The organism is Enterobacter sp. SST3, from assembly GCF_000286655.1.
Classification (GTDB): Bacteria; Pseudomonadota; Gammaproteobacteria; order Enterobacterales; family Enterobacteriaceae; genus Enterobacter; species Enterobacter roggenkampii.
In genome coordinates, this window is record NZ_ALNS01000021.1 from 71,916 (window position 1) to 87,479 (window position 15,564).

Genomic DNA, 15,564 nt, shown 5'->3' on the forward strand with positions numbered 1-15,564 from the left:
TTTACCTACCCACATTTAATGGTGTGGAGGATGTTCTACGCCTGAAAGAAAGGGGGCAGTCATGCCATATTTAATAAAACACTCACCAGTCGCCGCTGCGATTTCGCTGGCGTTAACGTCAGCGCTATTTACCGCACATGCAGCGGTAATAGATTTTGCTAATTTACCTGCCTCCGGAGCGGTAACGGATTTGCCTGCAGAAATACAGGCGCTGATACCCGCAACCGCAAACGCGAACTTTAGCAAAAATACCGGCGATCCTAACTATGTCTACCAGTACAGCCCGGGGAATATCCCGATTTACGGAGATGGGATCACCCTCGAAGGGCCTGGGGCGGAAGCCTTTGAGCATTCCGTTACCGTTATTCAGAACTCCACGTCCGGCAGCCCGGGCGTGATATTTGGTGACGATCTGACTATTCGCACCCAGTCAAAAGTGGCTGCCAATAATGGTAAAGACGTCGACGGTATTCGTACCCACGGGATGAACACGCCGGCCAACCCGGTATTTATCATTACCGGCGACCGCACCCACATCTACGTTAACGGCCAAAGCGGTGACGGTATTAATGCCGGGTACAGCTCCTTCAGTCAGGGTTCTCTCGGCTCCGCCAATATTTATGTGGGTGACGATCTCTATATCGAAACCACGGGCAGCACCGGGCGCGGGATTAGCGCTTATGCACTGAATGATGCCTCAAAGGCAAAAAATAACGTTATCGTCGGCGATCGTGCGCATATTGTGACGCGCGGGACTTACGCTGAGGGGATTCGTACCAACCAGAGCGGCTCATACGTCCGGCTGGGCGATGAGGCGACCATCGAAACGTACGGCACATCGGCCTATGGCCTGTACGCGGGTTCTGTGTCAAAAATTGAGCTAGGCAAAAGCGCGACGATTACCACCGACGCGGCCAGTGCCTCCGGGGTTTATTCCACCGGCTCGTCAACCATCACCCTTGATGAAGGCGCCACCATCACGACCAACGGTGCCAGTGCGCATGGCGTCTACGCGTACACCGGTGCGGTGAATCTGGGAGATAACGTCACCATTGCGGTAAACAGCAGCGAGAAAACCAGCAGCTCCGCGCAGGCGCCGCACGGGATGTATGCCTGGTCGCGCGGCGTGATAGCGCTCGCGGGTGGTGCAACCATTACCACCGCAGGCCAGCGCGACAGCGGTAGCTATGCCCTGAACGCCAGTAACGGCGGGGTGATTGATGCGTCCGCAGGAGGCAAGTTCATCCTCAACGGCGATATCCTTTCCGCAGGCGGCGTCGCGGCCACCAGCTCGCTTCCGGCACAAAACAGTACCATTACGCTGACTATGGATGACAACTCCCTGTGGAACGGAGCGTCCTTCATTGAGAGCAACGCCGCGGGTACCGGTACTCTCGCACTGACGATGAATGATGCCGTCTGGAATCTGCGCGACAGCTCCACGCTGACCAGCCTGACGCTGAATGCGGGCGGCACGATTAATTTCCAGCATGCAGAGGACGCGGCGTGGCAAACGCTGACCATCAAGGATGATTTTATCGGCAACGGCGGCAAGCTGGTCTTCAATACCGTGCTGTTTGACGACACTTCGGAAACGGACAAACTGATCGTTGAAGGCAACACCTCCGGTCATACCGGGGTGGAAGTGAATAACATTGGCGGTGCCGGCGCGCAAACCGTAGAAGGGATTGAAATTGTCAGCGTTGGCGGCAACTCTGAGGGGACGTTTGAGAAGGCCAGCCGTATCGTGGCGGGGGGCTATGACTATAACGTTGTGCAAAAAGGTAAAAACTGGTTTTTGACCAGCCTGGTCGAGCCCGTTGATCCTGTAGACCCACCGGTCGACCCCGTAGATCCACCTGTTGACCCAGTGGACCCGGTAGATCCGCCCGTTGACCCGGTGATCCCGCCGCAAGAGCCGGTTCCCCCAGCTGCACCACCGAAAAGCGAGCACCAGTATCGCCCGGAATTTGGCAGCTATCTGGCAAACAGCTATGCGGCCAATACGCTGTTTATGACCCGTCTGCACGATCGTCTGGGTGAAACGCAGTACACCGACATGCTTACGGGCGAGCAGAAAGTGACGAGCCTGTGGATGCGTAACGTCGGCGGTCATACGCGTTTTAACGACGGCAGCGGCCAGCTAAAAACGACCGCCAATCGCTACGTGCTGCAGCTGGGTGGCGATGTCGCCCAGTGGAGCACCGATGGCCTGGACCGTTGGCATCTTGGCCTGATGGCAGGCTACGGCAACAGCCAGAGCCGGAGCGCTTCCAGCCTGACCGGCTACCGCTCACGCGGTGAAGTGAATGGCTATAGCGTCGGTCTGTATGGTACCTGGTACGCAAACGAGGCGGATAAAAGTGGCACCTACGTTGATAGCTGGGTGCTGTATAACTGGTTCGACAATAAGGTAATGGGACAGGATCAGGCCACTGAGAGTTATCGTTCCAGCGGCGTGACCGCCTCTGTCGAAGCGGGCTATAGCGTTAAGGTGGGCGAAAGCGACCGCAACAGCTACTGGATCCAGCCGAAAGCGCAGGCCGTTTGGATGGACGTGCAGGCTGACGATCATCGCGAGCGCAACGGCACGCGGGTGAAAGACGAGACTCAGGGCAACCTGATGACACGTCTCGGCGTGAAGGCCTACATCAGCGGACATAACGCGATTGACGACGGTAAATCACGGACCTTCCAGCCGTTTATCGAAGCGAACTGGATCCACAACACCCAGCCCACGCGTATCCGCATGGATGACGTCAGCAATGACATGCGTGGTACGCGCAATATCGGTGAACTCAAGACCGGCGTAGAGGGGCAGATTACGCCGCAGCTTAGCGTATGGGGCAACGTGGCTCAGCAGATAGGCGATAAAGGCTACAGCGATACGCAGGGGATGTTAGGGGTGAAATACAGCTTTAAATAACAATATTTAAGCCGCTGTTTGCTCAGCGGCTTTTTTTGCTTCAGGCGATATCATCGCCGGTGCTGGCCAGGATGATTTCAACCTTACTGGATTTCAGGTGAGTTTGCAGAGCCGAGCCAGGCATCTCATCGGTGAAGAGTGCCGTGGCCTGCGCCACGTTGCCAATCTCTACCGCCGCGGATGCGGTAAATTTCGTATGATCGGCTGCGAGCAGAATGTGGCGAGCGTGGGCGATCATGGTTTTCACCACGCTGGCTTCATTGACGTCAAACTCCATCATCGCGCCGTCGTGCTCAATTGCCCCCACGCTGGTCACGAGATAATCCGCCCGAAAACCAGACACAAACGCCGTTGCCGCAGGCCCGATAATCCCGCCATTGTGCGGGCGCAGCGTGCCGCCAGGCACCATCACTTCAAAGCGCGGATTCTTATACAGAATATGCGCCACCCGCAGGCTGTTGGTGATAATGCGCAGGTGGTTATGGTTGAGCAGCGCCCGGGCAACGTGCTCCACGGTCGTGCCGATGGTGATGAAAATAGTCGAGCCATCGGGAATATAGTCCGCAATGGCTTCGGCAATCGCCCGCTTCTCTTCGGTAAGCGAGACTTCACGCTGCTCGAACGCCGTGTTCACCACGCTGGATGCCCTGCCCGCCCCGCCATGATGACGCGTGATCAGCCCCTGCTCGCTGAGCTTACGGATATCCCGGCGCACGGTTTGCGTGGAGACATCCAGCAGCTGCGCCAGTTCATCAATGTTCATATAGCCGCGATCGGCAATCAGCGTCAGCAGCTGATCGTGACGCGGGTTGCCGGTCAGTTCGGTAAGGCTCATGGGCTGTCCTCTGAAAACCATCACGCCCCGCATTTTATACAAAAAGTGACAAAAAAGAGCGGGTTTGATCACAGTCGGGTATACCCGCGCGTCCACCGGGCTTCGTGCATTTCAGCGCTGCGACGGCGCTGGCAAAACGCACGGCGTCTGCGGCGGGCCATTGCTGCCCCAGGCTGACCGCCAGCGCACCGTGGAACACGTCGCCCGCCCCCGTGGTATCCACCACGTTCACCTCAAAGCCGGGCTGATGGCACAATGCGCCGTTTTCCAGCCAGAAGCACCCGTCTCGCCCCTGCGTAACATACACATGTCCATTTGTGAGCGTTTGTGCTTTTCTCAGGGCATTTTCTGTTTCGTCCCGCTGCGTAAGGCGCCGCAGCCCCGGCGCGGAGAAGGCCGCGTGATCGCTTAAGGCGATCAGCTCCGCGATGTCCTGCGGGGTGACATCCGCATCCAGCAACGTCGGAACGCCCTGCTGACGGGCCAGGGTAAATGCCTGTTTTGCCCCGTCATGCCAGCGCACATCGGCTAAGACAATATCCCACTGAGAGAAGTCGATTTCATGCAGCCAGTCTGCCGCCGCAGGGAGATCGGGGCTGGGGTAGTTGGCAATCACGCGCTCTCCGCCTGCGTCCACCAGCACCGCCGATTGTGACGATCGGGCACCCTTAAACACGCGCGTGTAGCGGGTCTTCACCCCCAGGGATTCCAGCTCCGCGAGCAGCCGTCTGCCGGTATCGTCATCACCCACCCGGCCAATAAAATCCACTTCCGCGCCCAGTTTCGCCGCCGCCACTGCCGCCGTTGCCGCCGGGCCGCCGCCCACCTCCGTATAGTCCTTTGCGACATATTTCCCACCTTCTTTTGGTAAATCATCGAGATACCAGATGCGATCCAGCACGGTAATGCCGACACAAACGATGCGAGTCATGGTGATTCCTTCTGCGATTTCTGATGCCTTCATTTTAATTTCACCAAATGTTTAAAAAGTGACCCGTGTCAATTTTTTGACTATAAATTACAAATACGATCAAAAACAGACAACATAAACGCGCAAAAATTGACACGATGTGACAGGAGAAAGGCATGTCAGCAATCGCATTTATCGGCTTAGGACAGATGGGCGCGCCAATGGCGAAGAATCTGTTGAAACAAGGTCACCAGCTTAACGTCTTTGACGTGAACCCGCAGGCGGTTCAGGCCCTGGCAGAGAGCGGCGCTCGGGCGGCGGCAACGCCCGCGCAGGCAGCAACGGACGCGGAATTCGTCATCACCATGCTGCCAAACGGCGACCTGGTACGCAGCGTCCTGTTCGGCGAGCACGGCGTGTGCGAAGGGTTATCCCGCGACGCGCTGGTCATTGATATGTCCACCATTCACCCGCTGCAAACAGACGCGCTGATCCGCGACATGGCTGAGCAAGGCTTCAGCCTGATGGACGTGCCTGTCGGGCGCACCTCTGACCATGCCATCGCCGGCACGCTGCTCCTGCTGGCAGGCGGCACGGCGCAGCAGGTTGAGCGCGCCACCCCGGTCTTAATGGCGATGGGCAATGAGCTGATTAACGCCGGCGGGCCTGGCATGGGCATCCGCGTGAAGCTTATCAATAACTACATGAGCATCGCCCTGAACGCCCTTTCCGCCGAGGCCGCCGTGCTATGCGAAGCGCTTGGCCTCTCCTTTGACGTGGCGCTCAAGGTCATGAGCGGTACGCCTGCGGGTAAAGGCCACTTCACGACATCCTGGCCGAACAAGGTGCTGAAAGGGGATCTTTCTCCCGCCTTCATGATCGACCTTGCGCATAAAGATCTGGGGATCGCCCTCGACGTGGCCAACCAGCTCCACGTTCCGATGCCGCTGGGCGCGGCCTCCCGCGAAGTTTACAACCAGGCTCGCGCCGCCGGGCGCGGGCGCGAGGACTGGACGGCCATTCTTGAACAGGTTCGCGCATCTGCCGGGCTGAAAAAAACACACTGATACGAAAGGACTGAGGAATGACGATGTACACCCTGAAAGATATCACCCGACCTTCCGGCGGTTTTGCGATGCTGGCCGTGGATCAGCGCGAAGCGATGCGCCTGATGTTTGCTGCCGCAGGCGCGCCGGTGCCGGTAACCGACCAGCACCTGACCGATTTTAAGGTCAACGCGGCAAAAATTCTGTCGCCGTACGCCTCCGCCATTCTCGTCGACCAGCAGTTCTGCTATCGCCAGATTGTCGAGCAGCAGGCCGTGGCCAACAGCTGCGCGATGATTGTGGCCGCCGACGAGTTTATTCCGGGGAACGGTATTCCGGTCGACAGCGTGGCGATCGACAAGAACGTCGACGCGCAGGCGGTTAAACGCGATGGCGGCAAAGCACTGAAGCTGCTGGTGCTGTGGCGCAGCGATGAAGATCCGCAGCAGCGCCTGGAGATGGTGAAAGCGTTCAATACGCTGTGCCACGATAACGGGCTGCTGAGCATTATCGAGCCGGTGGTGCGTCCGCCACGTCGCGGTGCCGCGTTTAACCGCGAACAGGCGATTATCGACGCGGCCAAAGAGCTGGGCGACAGCGGTGCCGACCTCTACAAAGTGGAGATGCCGCTGTTTGGCAAGGGCACGCAGCAAGAGCTGCTGGCGGCCTCGCAAAAGCTTAACGAGAACATCGCCATGCCGTGGGTGATCCTCTCCTCCGGCGTGGACGATAAGCTCTTCCCGCGCGCCGTAAGCGTCGCCATGCAGGCGGGGGCATCGGGCTTTTTAGCCGGTCGCGCCGTCTGGTCCTCTGTGATTGGCCTGCCGGACACCGAGCTGATGCTGCGTGATATCTCCGTCCCCAAACTTCAGCGTCTGGGTGAGATCGTCGACGAAATGATGGCTCGCCGTTAAGAAAGGACCCGAACATGAAATGGTTTAACACCCTGAGCCATAACCGCTGGCTCGAGCAAGAGACCGACCGCATTCTCGATTTCGGTAAAAACGCCGCCGTACCGACCGGCTTTGGCTGGCTGGGCAATAACGGCCAGGTGCGCAGCGATATGGGCACCCACCTGTGGATCACCGCGCGAATGCTGCACGTTTACGCGGTGGCGGCGAACATGGGCCGTCCCGGCGCGTATGCGCTGGTTGAGCACGGCATTAATGCCCTCAACGGCCCGCTGCGCGACAAGCAGCACGGCGGCTGGTACGCCTGCGTAAACGATGAAGGCGTGATTGATGCGTCCAAGCAGGGCTATCAGCATTTCTTCGTCCTGCTGGGCGCGGCGAGCGCCGTGACCACGGGTCACCCGCAGGCACGTAAGCTGATGGACGATGCCATCGAGGTGATTGAGCGTTACTTCTGGAGCGAGCAGGAGCAGATGTGCCTGGAGTCCTGGGATGAGGCCTTCAGCAAAACGGAAGATTACCGCGGCGGTAACGCCAACATGCACGCCGTGGAAGCCTTCCTCATCGTCTATGACGTGACCCACGACCGTAAATGGCTCGACCGCGCCCTGCGCATCGCCTCGGTGATTATTCACGACGTGGCGCGCAAAGGGGAGTACCGCGTTAACGAGCATTTCGACACCGACTGGAACCCGATCCGCGACTACAACATCGATAACCCCGCCCACCGCTTCCGCGCCTACGGCGGCACGCCGGGGCACTGGATTGAGTGGGGCCGCCTGATGCTGCACCTGCGCGCCGCGCTGGAAGCGCGCTTTGAAACCCCGCCGGAGTGGCTGCTGGAAGATGCAAAAGGCCTGTTCCACGCCACCATCCGCGACGCCTGGGCACCCGACGGCGCCGACGGGTTTGTCTACTCCGTGGGCTGGGACGGCAAGCCAATCGTCCGCGAACGCGTGCGCTGGCCGATCGTCGAGGCGATGGGCACGGCCTATGCCCTCTATACCGTCACCGGCGAGGCGCAGTACGAAGCCTGGTATCAGAAGTGGTGGGATTACTGCATCAAGTACCTGATGGATTACGAAAACGGTTCGTGGTGGCAGGAGCTGGACACCAATAACGAAGTGACGACCAAAGTCTGGGACGGCAAGCAGGATATTTACCACCTGCTGCACTGCCTGGTGATCCCCCGCCTGCCGCTGGCCCCGGGCTTAGCCCCTGCCGTCGCCGCCGGATTACTGGATAGCCAGGCCAAATAATTAAGACGGAGTGTTTATGCGTACCCTACACAATATTGACCTGAAAAATAACGAAAGTGGCTTCACCCTGCGCTGGCAGGACCGTCTGATTTTATCCCACACAGCGGATGCCCCTTGCCTGTGGATTGGCGCAGGCGAGGCGGATATCGAGATGTTTCGCGGCAACTTCAGCATCAAAGACAAGCTCAACGAAAAGATTGCCCTGACGGACGCGACCGTCACGCAGCAAAGCGCGGGCTGGGCGATCCGCTTTACCCGCGGCGATGCGGTAAGCGCGACGCTGCTGGTGGGCGTGGATGCGGAAGGCCGTCTGGAGCTGAAGCTGAAAAATGACGCCGCCAGCCATAACCGCATCTGGCTGCGGCTGGCGGCGCAGCCAGACGATCATATTTACGGCTGCGGCGAGCAGTTCTCGTATTTCGATTTGCGCGGCAAGCCGTTCCCGCTGTGGACCAGCGAGCAGGGCGTGGGCCGCAATAAGCAAACCTACGTCACCTGGCAGGCCGACTGCAAAGAGAACGCGGGCGGCGACTACTACTGGACCTTCTTCCCGCAGCCTACCTTCGTGAGCACCCAGAAGTACTACTGCCACGTGGATAACAGCTGCTATATGAACTTTGACTTCAGCGCGCCGGACTTCCACGAGCTGGCGTTCTGGGAAGATAACGCCACGCTGCGCTTCGAATGTGCGGAAACGTACGTCGATCTGCTGGAAAAACTGACCGGCCTGCTGGGGCGTCAGCCTGAACTGCCGGACTGGGTGTACGACGGCGTGACGCTGGGCATTCAGGGCGGCACCGAGGTGTGCCAGCAGAAGCTCGACGCCATGCGCGAGGGCGGCGTGAAGGTGAACGGCATCTGGGCGCAGGACTGGTCCGGCATCCGCATGACCTCCTTCGGCAAACGCGTAATGTGGAACTGGAAGTGGAACAGCGCGCTCTATCCGCAGCTTGATGCGCGGATTGCGAAGTGGAAAGAGGAAGGCGTGCAGTTCCTCTCCTATATCAACCCGTACGTCGCCAGCGATAAAGATCTCTGCGAAGAGGCCGCGAAACGCGGCTATCTGACCAAAAACGCCAACGGCGAGGACTACCACGTCGAGTTCGGCGAGTTCTACGCGGGCGTTATCGACCTGACCAACCCGGCAGCCTACGACTGGTACAAAGAGGTCATTAAAAAGAACCTGATCGAACTGGGCTGCGGCGGCTGGATGGCCGATTTCGGGGAGTACCTGCCGACCGACACCTTCCTGCACAACGGCGTGAGCGCGGAGATCATGCATAACGCCTGGCCTGCCCTGTGGGCCAAATGTAACTACGAGGCGCTCCAGGAAACCGGCAAGCTCGGGGAGATCCTGTTCTTCATGCGCGCGGGCTACACCGGCAGCCAGAAGCACTCGGTGATGATGTGGGCGGGGGATCAGAACGTCGACTGGAGCCTGGACGACGGCCTGGCGTCCGTCGTGCCTGCGGCCCTTTCGCTGGCGATGACCGGGCATGGCCTGCACCACAGCGACATCGGCGGCTATACCACCCTGTTCGAGATGAAGCGCAGCAAGGAGCTGCTGCTGCGCTGGTGCGACTTCAGCGCCTTTACGCCGATGATGCGTACCCATGAGGGCAACCGCCCTGGCGGCAACTGGCAGTTCGACGGCGATGCGGAAACCATCGCGCACTTTGCGCGCATGACCACCGTCTTCACCACCCTGAAGCCGTACATCAAAGCCGCGGTCGCGCAGAACGCGAAAAGCGGCCTGCCGGTGATGCGCCCGCTCTTCCTGCACTATGAAGACGACGCGCGCGCCTACACGCTGAAATACCAGTACCTGTTTGGCCGCGACCTGCTGGTAGCGCCGGTTCATGAAGAGGGGCGCCGCGACTGGTCGCTCTATCTGCCGCAGGACAGCTGGGTGAATGCGTGGACCGGGGAAATCTGCCGGGGCGGTGACGTCACCGTTGATGCCCCGCTCGGCAAGCCGCCGGTCTTCTACCGCCAGCACAGCGAATGGGCAGATCTGTTTAGCACCTTACGTCATATCTGATAAGGCTCGCCCGCGGGGCAACCTGCGGGCAGACGGAGAACAATAATGAGTCAACATACTTCCGATCCGGCAACCCTGCGCCTGCCGTTTAAAGAAAAACTCGCCTACGGGATGGGCGATCTCGGCTCAAACATCCTGCTGGATATCGGCACGCTTTATCTGCTGAAGTTTTACACCGACGTGCTGGGCCTGCCGGGCACCTACGGCGGAATTATCTTCCTGATTGCGAAGTTCTTTACCGCCTTCACCGATATGGGCACCGGGATCATGCTCGACTCCCGGCGCAAGATTGGCCCGAAAGGGAAATTCCGCCCGTTCGTACTCTATGCGGCGTTCCCGGTGACCTTACTGGCGATTGCCAACTTCGTCGGCACGCCGTTTGAAATCACCGGTAAAACGGTGATGGCGACGGTGCTGTTCATGCTGTACGGCCTGTTCTTCAGCATGATGAACTGCTCCTACGGCGCGATGGTGCCCGCCATTACCAAAAACCCGGACGAGCGCGCCTCGCTGGCCGCCTGGCGTCAGGGCGGCGCTACGCTGGGCCTGCTGCTCTGTACCGTGGGTTTTGTTCCGGTGATGAACCTGATTGAAGGCAATGACCAGCTTGGCTATATCTTTGCCGCCACCCTCTTCTCGCTGTTCGGACTGTTTTTTATGTGGTGGTGCTACAAGGGGGTGACCGAGCGTTACGTCGAGACGCAGCCTGCAAATCCGACGCAAAAGCCGGGGCTGCTGCAGTCGTTTCGCGCCATCGCCGGGAACCGTCCGCTGTTTATCCTGTGCATCGCCAACCTGTGCACGCTGGGCGCCTTTAACGTCAAACTCGCCATTCAGGTCTACTACACGCAGTACGTGCTGAACGACCCGATCCTGCTGTCGTACATGGGCTTCTTCAGCATGGGCTGTATTTTTATCGGCGTCTTTATGATGCCCGGCGCGGTGCGGCGCTTCGGCAAGAAAAAGGTCTACATCAGCGGGCTGATGATTTGGGTGGCGGGCGATCTGCTCAACTACTTCTTCGGCGGCGGCTCGGTGAGCTTTGTGGCGTTCTCCTGCCTGGCCTTTTTCGGCTCCGCGTTCGTGAACAGCCTGAACTGGGCGCTGGTGTCCGATACCGTGGAGTACGGCGAGTGGCGCACCGGCGTGCGCTCCGAAGGAACGGTGTATACCGGTTTTACCTTCTTCAGGAAGGTCTCCCAGGCGCTGGCGGGCTTCTTCCCGGGGATCATGCTCACGCAGATCGGCTATGTGCCCAACGTGGTGCAATCCAGTGGCACGGTTGAAGGGCTGCGGCAGCTGATATTTATCTACCCGAGCCTGCTGGCAGTTATCACCATCGTGGCGATGGGCTGCTTCTACAACCTCAACGAGAAGATGTATGTGCGCATCGTCGAAGAGATCGAACTGCGCAAACGTACGGCATAATGACGTGATAGAGCGCCCTGCGGGGCGCTTTGAGGATCGACCATGACACATAATACTGATCCGTTAACCCTGAAATTGAGCCTGCGAGAGAAGTGCGCCTACGGGATGGGCGATTTTGGCTCGAACCTGATGCTGTGTATTGGCACGCTGTATCTGCTGAAGTTTTACACCGATGAACTGGGCATGCCGGCGTTCTACGGCGGCATTATTTTCCTCGTCGCGAAGTTTTTCACCGCCTTTACCGACATGCTGACCGGGGTGCTGCTCGACTCCCGGCGTAACATCGGCGCGCGGGGGAAGTTCCGGCCGTTTATTCTTTATGCCTCCGTCCCGGTTGCGCTGGTCGCGACGGCGCAGTTTATGGCCAACGACTTTAGCCTGACGGTGAAAACGGCCCTCGCCACCGTGCTCTTCATGATGTTTGGCCTCTGCTATAGCCTGATGAACTGCGCCTACGGTGCGATGGTCCCGGCCATCACCAAAAACCCGAACGAGCGCGCGCAGCTTGCGGCGTGGCGTCAGGGCGGCGCAACGGTAGGACTGTTGCTCTGCACCGTCGGCTTTATGCCCATTCAGGCGCTGTTCGTCCACCAGCCCTCACTCGGCTATCTGGTGGCCGCGCTGGTGTTCGTTACCGGCGGCCTGTTCTGCATGTGGTGGTGCTACAGCGGGGTGAAAGAACGCTACGTCGAGCTTACGCCCGATCACCATAAGCCCGGCATTCTGAAATCATTCTGCGCGATTTTCCGCAATCCGCCGCTGCTGGTGCTGTGCATCGCCAACCTGTGTACCCTCGCCGCCTTCAACATCAAGCTGGCGATTCAGGTCTATTACACCCAGTACGTGCTGAACGATCTGCATCTGCTGTCGTGGATGGGCTTTTTCAGCATGGGCTGCATTCTGATTGGCGTGTTTCTGGTCCCCGGCGCGGTGAAGCGCTTTGGCAAGAAGCCGGTCTATCTGGGCGGGCTGGCGCTGTGGGCGGTGGGCGACGTGCTGAATTTCTTCTGGGGAACCAGCTCCCTGCTGTTCGTGCTGTTTTCCTGCATGGCCTTCTTCGGCACGGCATTTGTGAACAGTCTGAACTGGGCGCTGGTGCCGGATACCGTCGATTACGGCGAGTGGAAAACCGGCATTCGCGCCGAAGGGTCGGTGTATACCGGCTATACCTTCTCGCGCAAAATCTCCGCCGCGCTCGCCGGTTTCCTGCCCGGCATTATGCTGACCCAGATTGGCTACGTTCCCCATGCCGTGCAGAGCGCGGGCACGCTGCTTGGGTTGCGTCAGCTGATTTTCCTCTGGCCGTGCGGCCTGGCGATTGTTGCTGCCGTGACCATGGGGCTGTTTTATAAACTCAACGAAGCGCGCTTCGCCTTTATTATCGAGGAGATTGGAAAACGGAAGAAACAAACCGCGAATACCCCTGAGATAACCACCAACAATAAAGCGTCAGCAGTCACTTTATAACAATAAATCCGGCCACTATGTCCTTCCTGTTTATCAGGAGGGAGGCCTTTCTGTACCTGATACATGGACAAATTATGAAAAGAATCATCACTGTACTGATCGTGTCGTCTGTGTCCTGCCCGGTATTTGCCGGGGCCTACGTCGAAACGCGCGAAGCCTACAATACGGCCTCAGAGATGCACGAGGTGATCCTGCGTGCGGGCTATAACTTCGATATGGGCGCGGGGCTGATGTTCACCAACGCCTATAACGTGGGGAAATGGGACGAACTGAAACACAGCTATAACGAAATCGAGGGGTGGTATCCGCTCTTCAAACCGACCGACAAACTGACCTTCCAGCCCGGCAGCTTAATTAATGACAGCAGCGCAGGATCAGGTGGCGCGGTTTATTTAGATACCAATTACAAATTTACGGACTGGTTTAATCTGACGTTCCGCTATCGCTATAACCATAACAACTACGATACGCCGGACTATAACGGGCAGATGGATAAGAACGACACGCATGAATTCGCCAACTACTGGAATTTCAAAGTGACGGATGCGTTTTTCTACACCTTTGAGCCGCACTTTTTCCAGCGGGTGAATGATTATCACAGCAAAAATGGCAAAGATCATCACTGGGAAATTACTAACAAGTTCAGCTATAAAATCGACAGAAACTGGCTGCCGTATCTTGAGCTACAGTGGCTGGACCGATGGAATGATTACAACCGGGAGCAGTACCGGATCCGTTTAGGGTTACGGTATTCGTTCTAATAAAAAAGCCGCTGATCGCTCAGCGGCTTTTTCGTTGCCGGGTGGCGCATGCGCTTACCCGGCCTACGGCATAACCGAATTACTCTTCTTTCGCACCGCGCATTGCACGTTTACGATCGTTCTCAGTCAGGTGACGTTTACGTATACGGATAGACAGCGGAGTCACTTCTACCAGTTCGTCGTCATCGATGAATTCCAGAGCCTGCTCCAGAGTCATCTTGATCGGTGGAACCAGAACCGTTGCTTCGTCAGTACCGGACGCACGCATGTTGGTCAGTTTCTTACCGGTCAGGCAGTTTACGGTCAGGTCGTTAGAACGGCTGTGAATACCGATGATCTGGCCTTCGTAAACTTCAGCACCGTGACCCAGGAACAGCTTACCGCGATCCTGCAGACCGAACAGCGCAAACGCAACCGCTTTACCCTGACCGTTGGAGATCAGCACGCCGTTGTTACGCTGGCCCACTTCGCCCGGACGCACGTCGTCGTAGTGGCTGAAGGTGGAGTACAGCAGACCGGTACCAGAGGTCATGGTCATGAACTCAGAACGGAAGCCGATCAGGCCACGGCTTGGGATCACGTAGTCGAGACGTACGCGGCCTTTGCCATCTGGATTCATGTTTTTCAGGTCGCCTTTACGCTCGCCCAGCGCCTGCATCACAGAACCCTGGTGCTGCTCTTCAACGTCCAGCGTCACGTTTTCGAACGGCTCTTGTTTACGGCCGTCGATTTCGCGGAAGATAACTTTCGGACGGGAAACCGCCATCTCGAAACCTTCACGACGCATGTTTTCGATCAGAACAGACAGGTGCAGCTCACCACGACCGGATACGCGGAAGGCATCAGCGTCTTCGGTTTCTTCAACGCGCAGCGCAACGTTGTGCACCAGCTCTTTGTTCAGGCGGTCAAGGATCTGACGAGAGGTAACGAACTTACCTTCTTTACCACAGAACGGAGAGGTGTTGACGTTGAAGAACATGGTAACGGTTGGTTCATCAACAGACAGGGCTGGCAGCGCTTCCACGTTCTGCGGGTCGCAGATGGTGTCAGAGATGTTCAGCTCGCCCAGACCGGTGATCGCGATGATGTCGCCCGCTTCAGCCAGATCGCTGTCGATACGCTCCAGACCCAGGTGAGTCAGCACTTTGCCAACTTTACCGTTGCGGGTTTTGCCTTCGCTATCGATGATAGTAACCTGCTGGTTTGGCTTCACTTTACCGCGTTTGATACGGCCGATACCGATGACGCCAACGTAGTTGTTGTAGTCCAGCTGGGAGATCTGCATCTGCAGTGGACCATCCAGATCAACATCCGGTGCCGGTACGTGATCGACAATCGCCTGATACAGCGGGGTCATGTCTTCCGCCATATCTTCGTGGTCCAGACCCGCGATACCATTCAGCGCCGAAGCGTAAATGATAGGGAAGTCCAGCTGTTCGTCGGTCGCGTCGAGGTTAACGAACAGGTCGAATACCTGATCAACAACCCAGTCAGGACGTGCGCCAGGACGGTCAACCTTGTTGATAACAACAATTGGTTTCAGGCCATGGGCAAATGCTTTTTTGGTCACGAAGCGCGTTTGCGGCATTGGGCCGTCAAATGCGTCAACCACCAGCAGCACGGAATCCACCATGGACATCACGCGCTCAACTTCACCACCGAAGTCGGCGTGCCCTGGGGTATCAACGATGTTGATACGGTAGTCATTCCATTTAATAGCGGTGTTTTTCGCGAGGATAGTAATCCCACGCTCTTTCTCCAAATCGTTGGAGTCCATCACACGCTCTTGAGTTTCGGCACGTGCATCAAACGTACCGGATTGCTGCAGCAGCTTATCAACCAGGGTAGTTTTACCATGGTCAACGTGCGCGATGATGGCGATATTACGCAAATTTTCGATCACAACTTTGCCTCAGGCATTAGAAATAGCGCGTTATTGTACACGGATTAATCGCACTACAAAACAGGATCACAAACATC

The 15,564-nt window shown here is 57.7% G+C and carries 11 protein-coding genes; 8 read left to right on the top strand and 3 right to left on the bottom strand.

Annotation, left to right across the window (positions count from 1 at the left end; translation table 11 throughout):
• Nucleotides 1-61: 61 nt before the first annotated feature.
• A complete protein-coding gene (locus B498_RS08650; protein ID WP_008501843.1) occupies nt 62-2,926 on the top strand; it encodes an autotransporter outer membrane beta-barrel domain-containing protein in 2,865 nt (954 codons plus the stop codon).
• Between the two features lie 40 nt (nt 2,927-2,966).
• Here the strand turns inward: B498_RS08650 and B498_RS08645 are convergent, their stop codons facing one another.
• Nucleotides 2,967-3,761 carry a DeoR/GlpR family DNA-binding transcription regulator gene (locus tag B498_RS08645; protein ID WP_008501844.1) on the bottom strand — a complete coding sequence of 265 codons (795 nt, stop codon included), beginning with the start codon at nt 3,759-3,761 and terminating at the stop codon, nt 2,967-2,969.
• Nucleotides 3,762-3,795: 34 nt separating this feature from the next.
• Complete coding sequence (locus B498_RS08640; protein WP_008501846.1) at nt 3,796-4,692, bottom strand: sugar kinase; 897 nt, start codon at nt 4,690-4,692, stop codon at nt 3,796-3,798.
• A gap of 155 nt (nt 4,693-4,847) precedes the next feature.
• On the opposite strand from B498_RS08640, the gene yihU reads away from it, so the two are divergent.
• From yihU to ompL, 7 genes are all read left to right on the top strand, one after another.
• Nucleotides 4,848-5,738 carry a sulfolactaldehyde 3-reductase gene (gene yihU / locus B498_RS08635; RefSeq protein WP_008501847.1) on the top strand — a complete coding sequence of 297 codons (891 nt, stop codon included), beginning with the start codon at nt 4,848-4,850 and terminating at the stop codon, nt 5,736-5,738.
• A 17-nt stretch (nt 5,739-5,755) separates the two neighbouring features.
• Nucleotides 5,756-6,631, top strand: coding sequence for a sulfofructosephosphate aldolase (gene yihT, locus B498_RS08630; protein WP_008501848.1), 876 nt, complete (start codon nt 5,756-5,758; stop codon nt 6,629-6,631).
• A 14-nt stretch (nt 6,632-6,645) separates the two neighbouring features.
• Nucleotides 6,646-7,887 carry a sulfoquinovose isomerase gene (gene yihS / locus B498_RS08625; protein ID WP_008501849.1) on the top strand — a complete coding sequence of 414 codons (1,242 nt, stop codon included), beginning with the start codon at nt 6,646-6,648 and terminating at the stop codon, nt 7,885-7,887.
• A gap of 16 nt (nt 7,888-7,903) precedes the next feature.
• Complete coding sequence (locus B498_RS08620; RefSeq protein WP_008501850.1) at nt 7,904-9,928, top strand: alpha-glucosidase; 2,025 nt, start codon at nt 7,904-7,906, stop codon at nt 9,926-9,928.
• Nucleotides 9,929-9,973: 45 nt separating this feature from the next.
• Nucleotides 9,974-11,356, top strand: a complete 1,383-nt coding sequence (locus B498_RS08615; RefSeq protein WP_008501851.1) for an MFS transporter — start codon at nt 9,974-9,976, stop codon at nt 11,354-11,356.
• 42 nt (nt 11,357-11,398) lie between these two features.
• Nucleotides 11,399-12,823: an MFS transporter gene (locus B498_RS08610; protein ID WP_008501852.1), complete on the top strand. Its 1,425-nt coding sequence runs from the start codon at nt 11,399-11,401 to the stop codon at nt 12,821-12,823.
• A 74-nt stretch (nt 12,824-12,897) separates the two neighbouring features.
• Nucleotides 12,898-13,584 carry a porin OmpL gene (gene ompL, locus B498_RS08605; RefSeq protein ID WP_021242779.1) on the top strand — a complete coding sequence of 229 codons (687 nt, stop codon included), beginning with the start codon at nt 12,898-12,900 and terminating at the stop codon, nt 13,582-13,584.
• A gap of 79 nt (nt 13,585-13,663) precedes the next feature.
• Here the strand turns inward: ompL and typA are convergent, their stop codons facing one another.
• Nucleotides 13,664-15,487, bottom strand: coding sequence for a ribosome-dependent GTPase TypA (typA, locus tag B498_RS08600; protein ID WP_008501854.1), 1,824 nt, complete (start codon nt 15,485-15,487; stop codon nt 13,664-13,666).
• Between the last annotated feature and the right edge of the window lie 77 nt (nt 15,488-15,564).

Coding starts and splice junctions, on each gene's coding strand:
- yihS (WP_008501849.1), top strand. CDS start 6,646: ATGAAATGGTTTAACACCCTGAGCCATAACCGCTGGCTCGAGCAAGAG.
- B498_RS08615 (WP_008501851.1), top strand. CDS start 9,974: ATGAGTCAACATACTTCCGATCCGGCAACCCTGCGCCTGCCGTTTAAA.
- yihT (WP_008501848.1), top strand. CDS start 5,756: ATGACGATGTACACCCTGAAAGATATCACCCGACCTTCCGGCGGTTTT.
- B498_RS08610 (WP_008501852.1), top strand. CDS start 11,399: ATGACACATAATACTGATCCGTTAACCCTGAAATTGAGCCTGCGAGAG.
- B498_RS08645 (WP_008501844.1), bottom strand. CDS start 3,761: ATGAGCCTTACCGAACTGACCGGCAACCCGCGTCACGATCAGCTGCTG.
- B498_RS08640 (WP_008501846.1), bottom strand. CDS start 4,692: ATGACTCGCATCGTTTGTGTCGGCATTACCGTGCTGGATCGCATCTGG.
- B498_RS08620 (WP_008501850.1), top strand. CDS start 7,904: ATGCGTACCCTACACAATATTGACCTGAAAAATAACGAAAGTGGCTTC.
- yihU (WP_008501847.1), top strand. CDS start 4,848: ATGTCAGCAATCGCATTTATCGGCTTAGGACAGATGGGCGCGCCAATG.
- ompL (WP_021242779.1), top strand. CDS start 12,898: ATGAAAAGAATCATCACTGTACTGATCGTGTCGTCTGTGTCCTGCCCG.
- B498_RS08650 (WP_008501843.1), top strand. CDS start 62: ATGCCATATTTAATAAAACACTCACCAGTCGCCGCTGCGATTTCGCTG.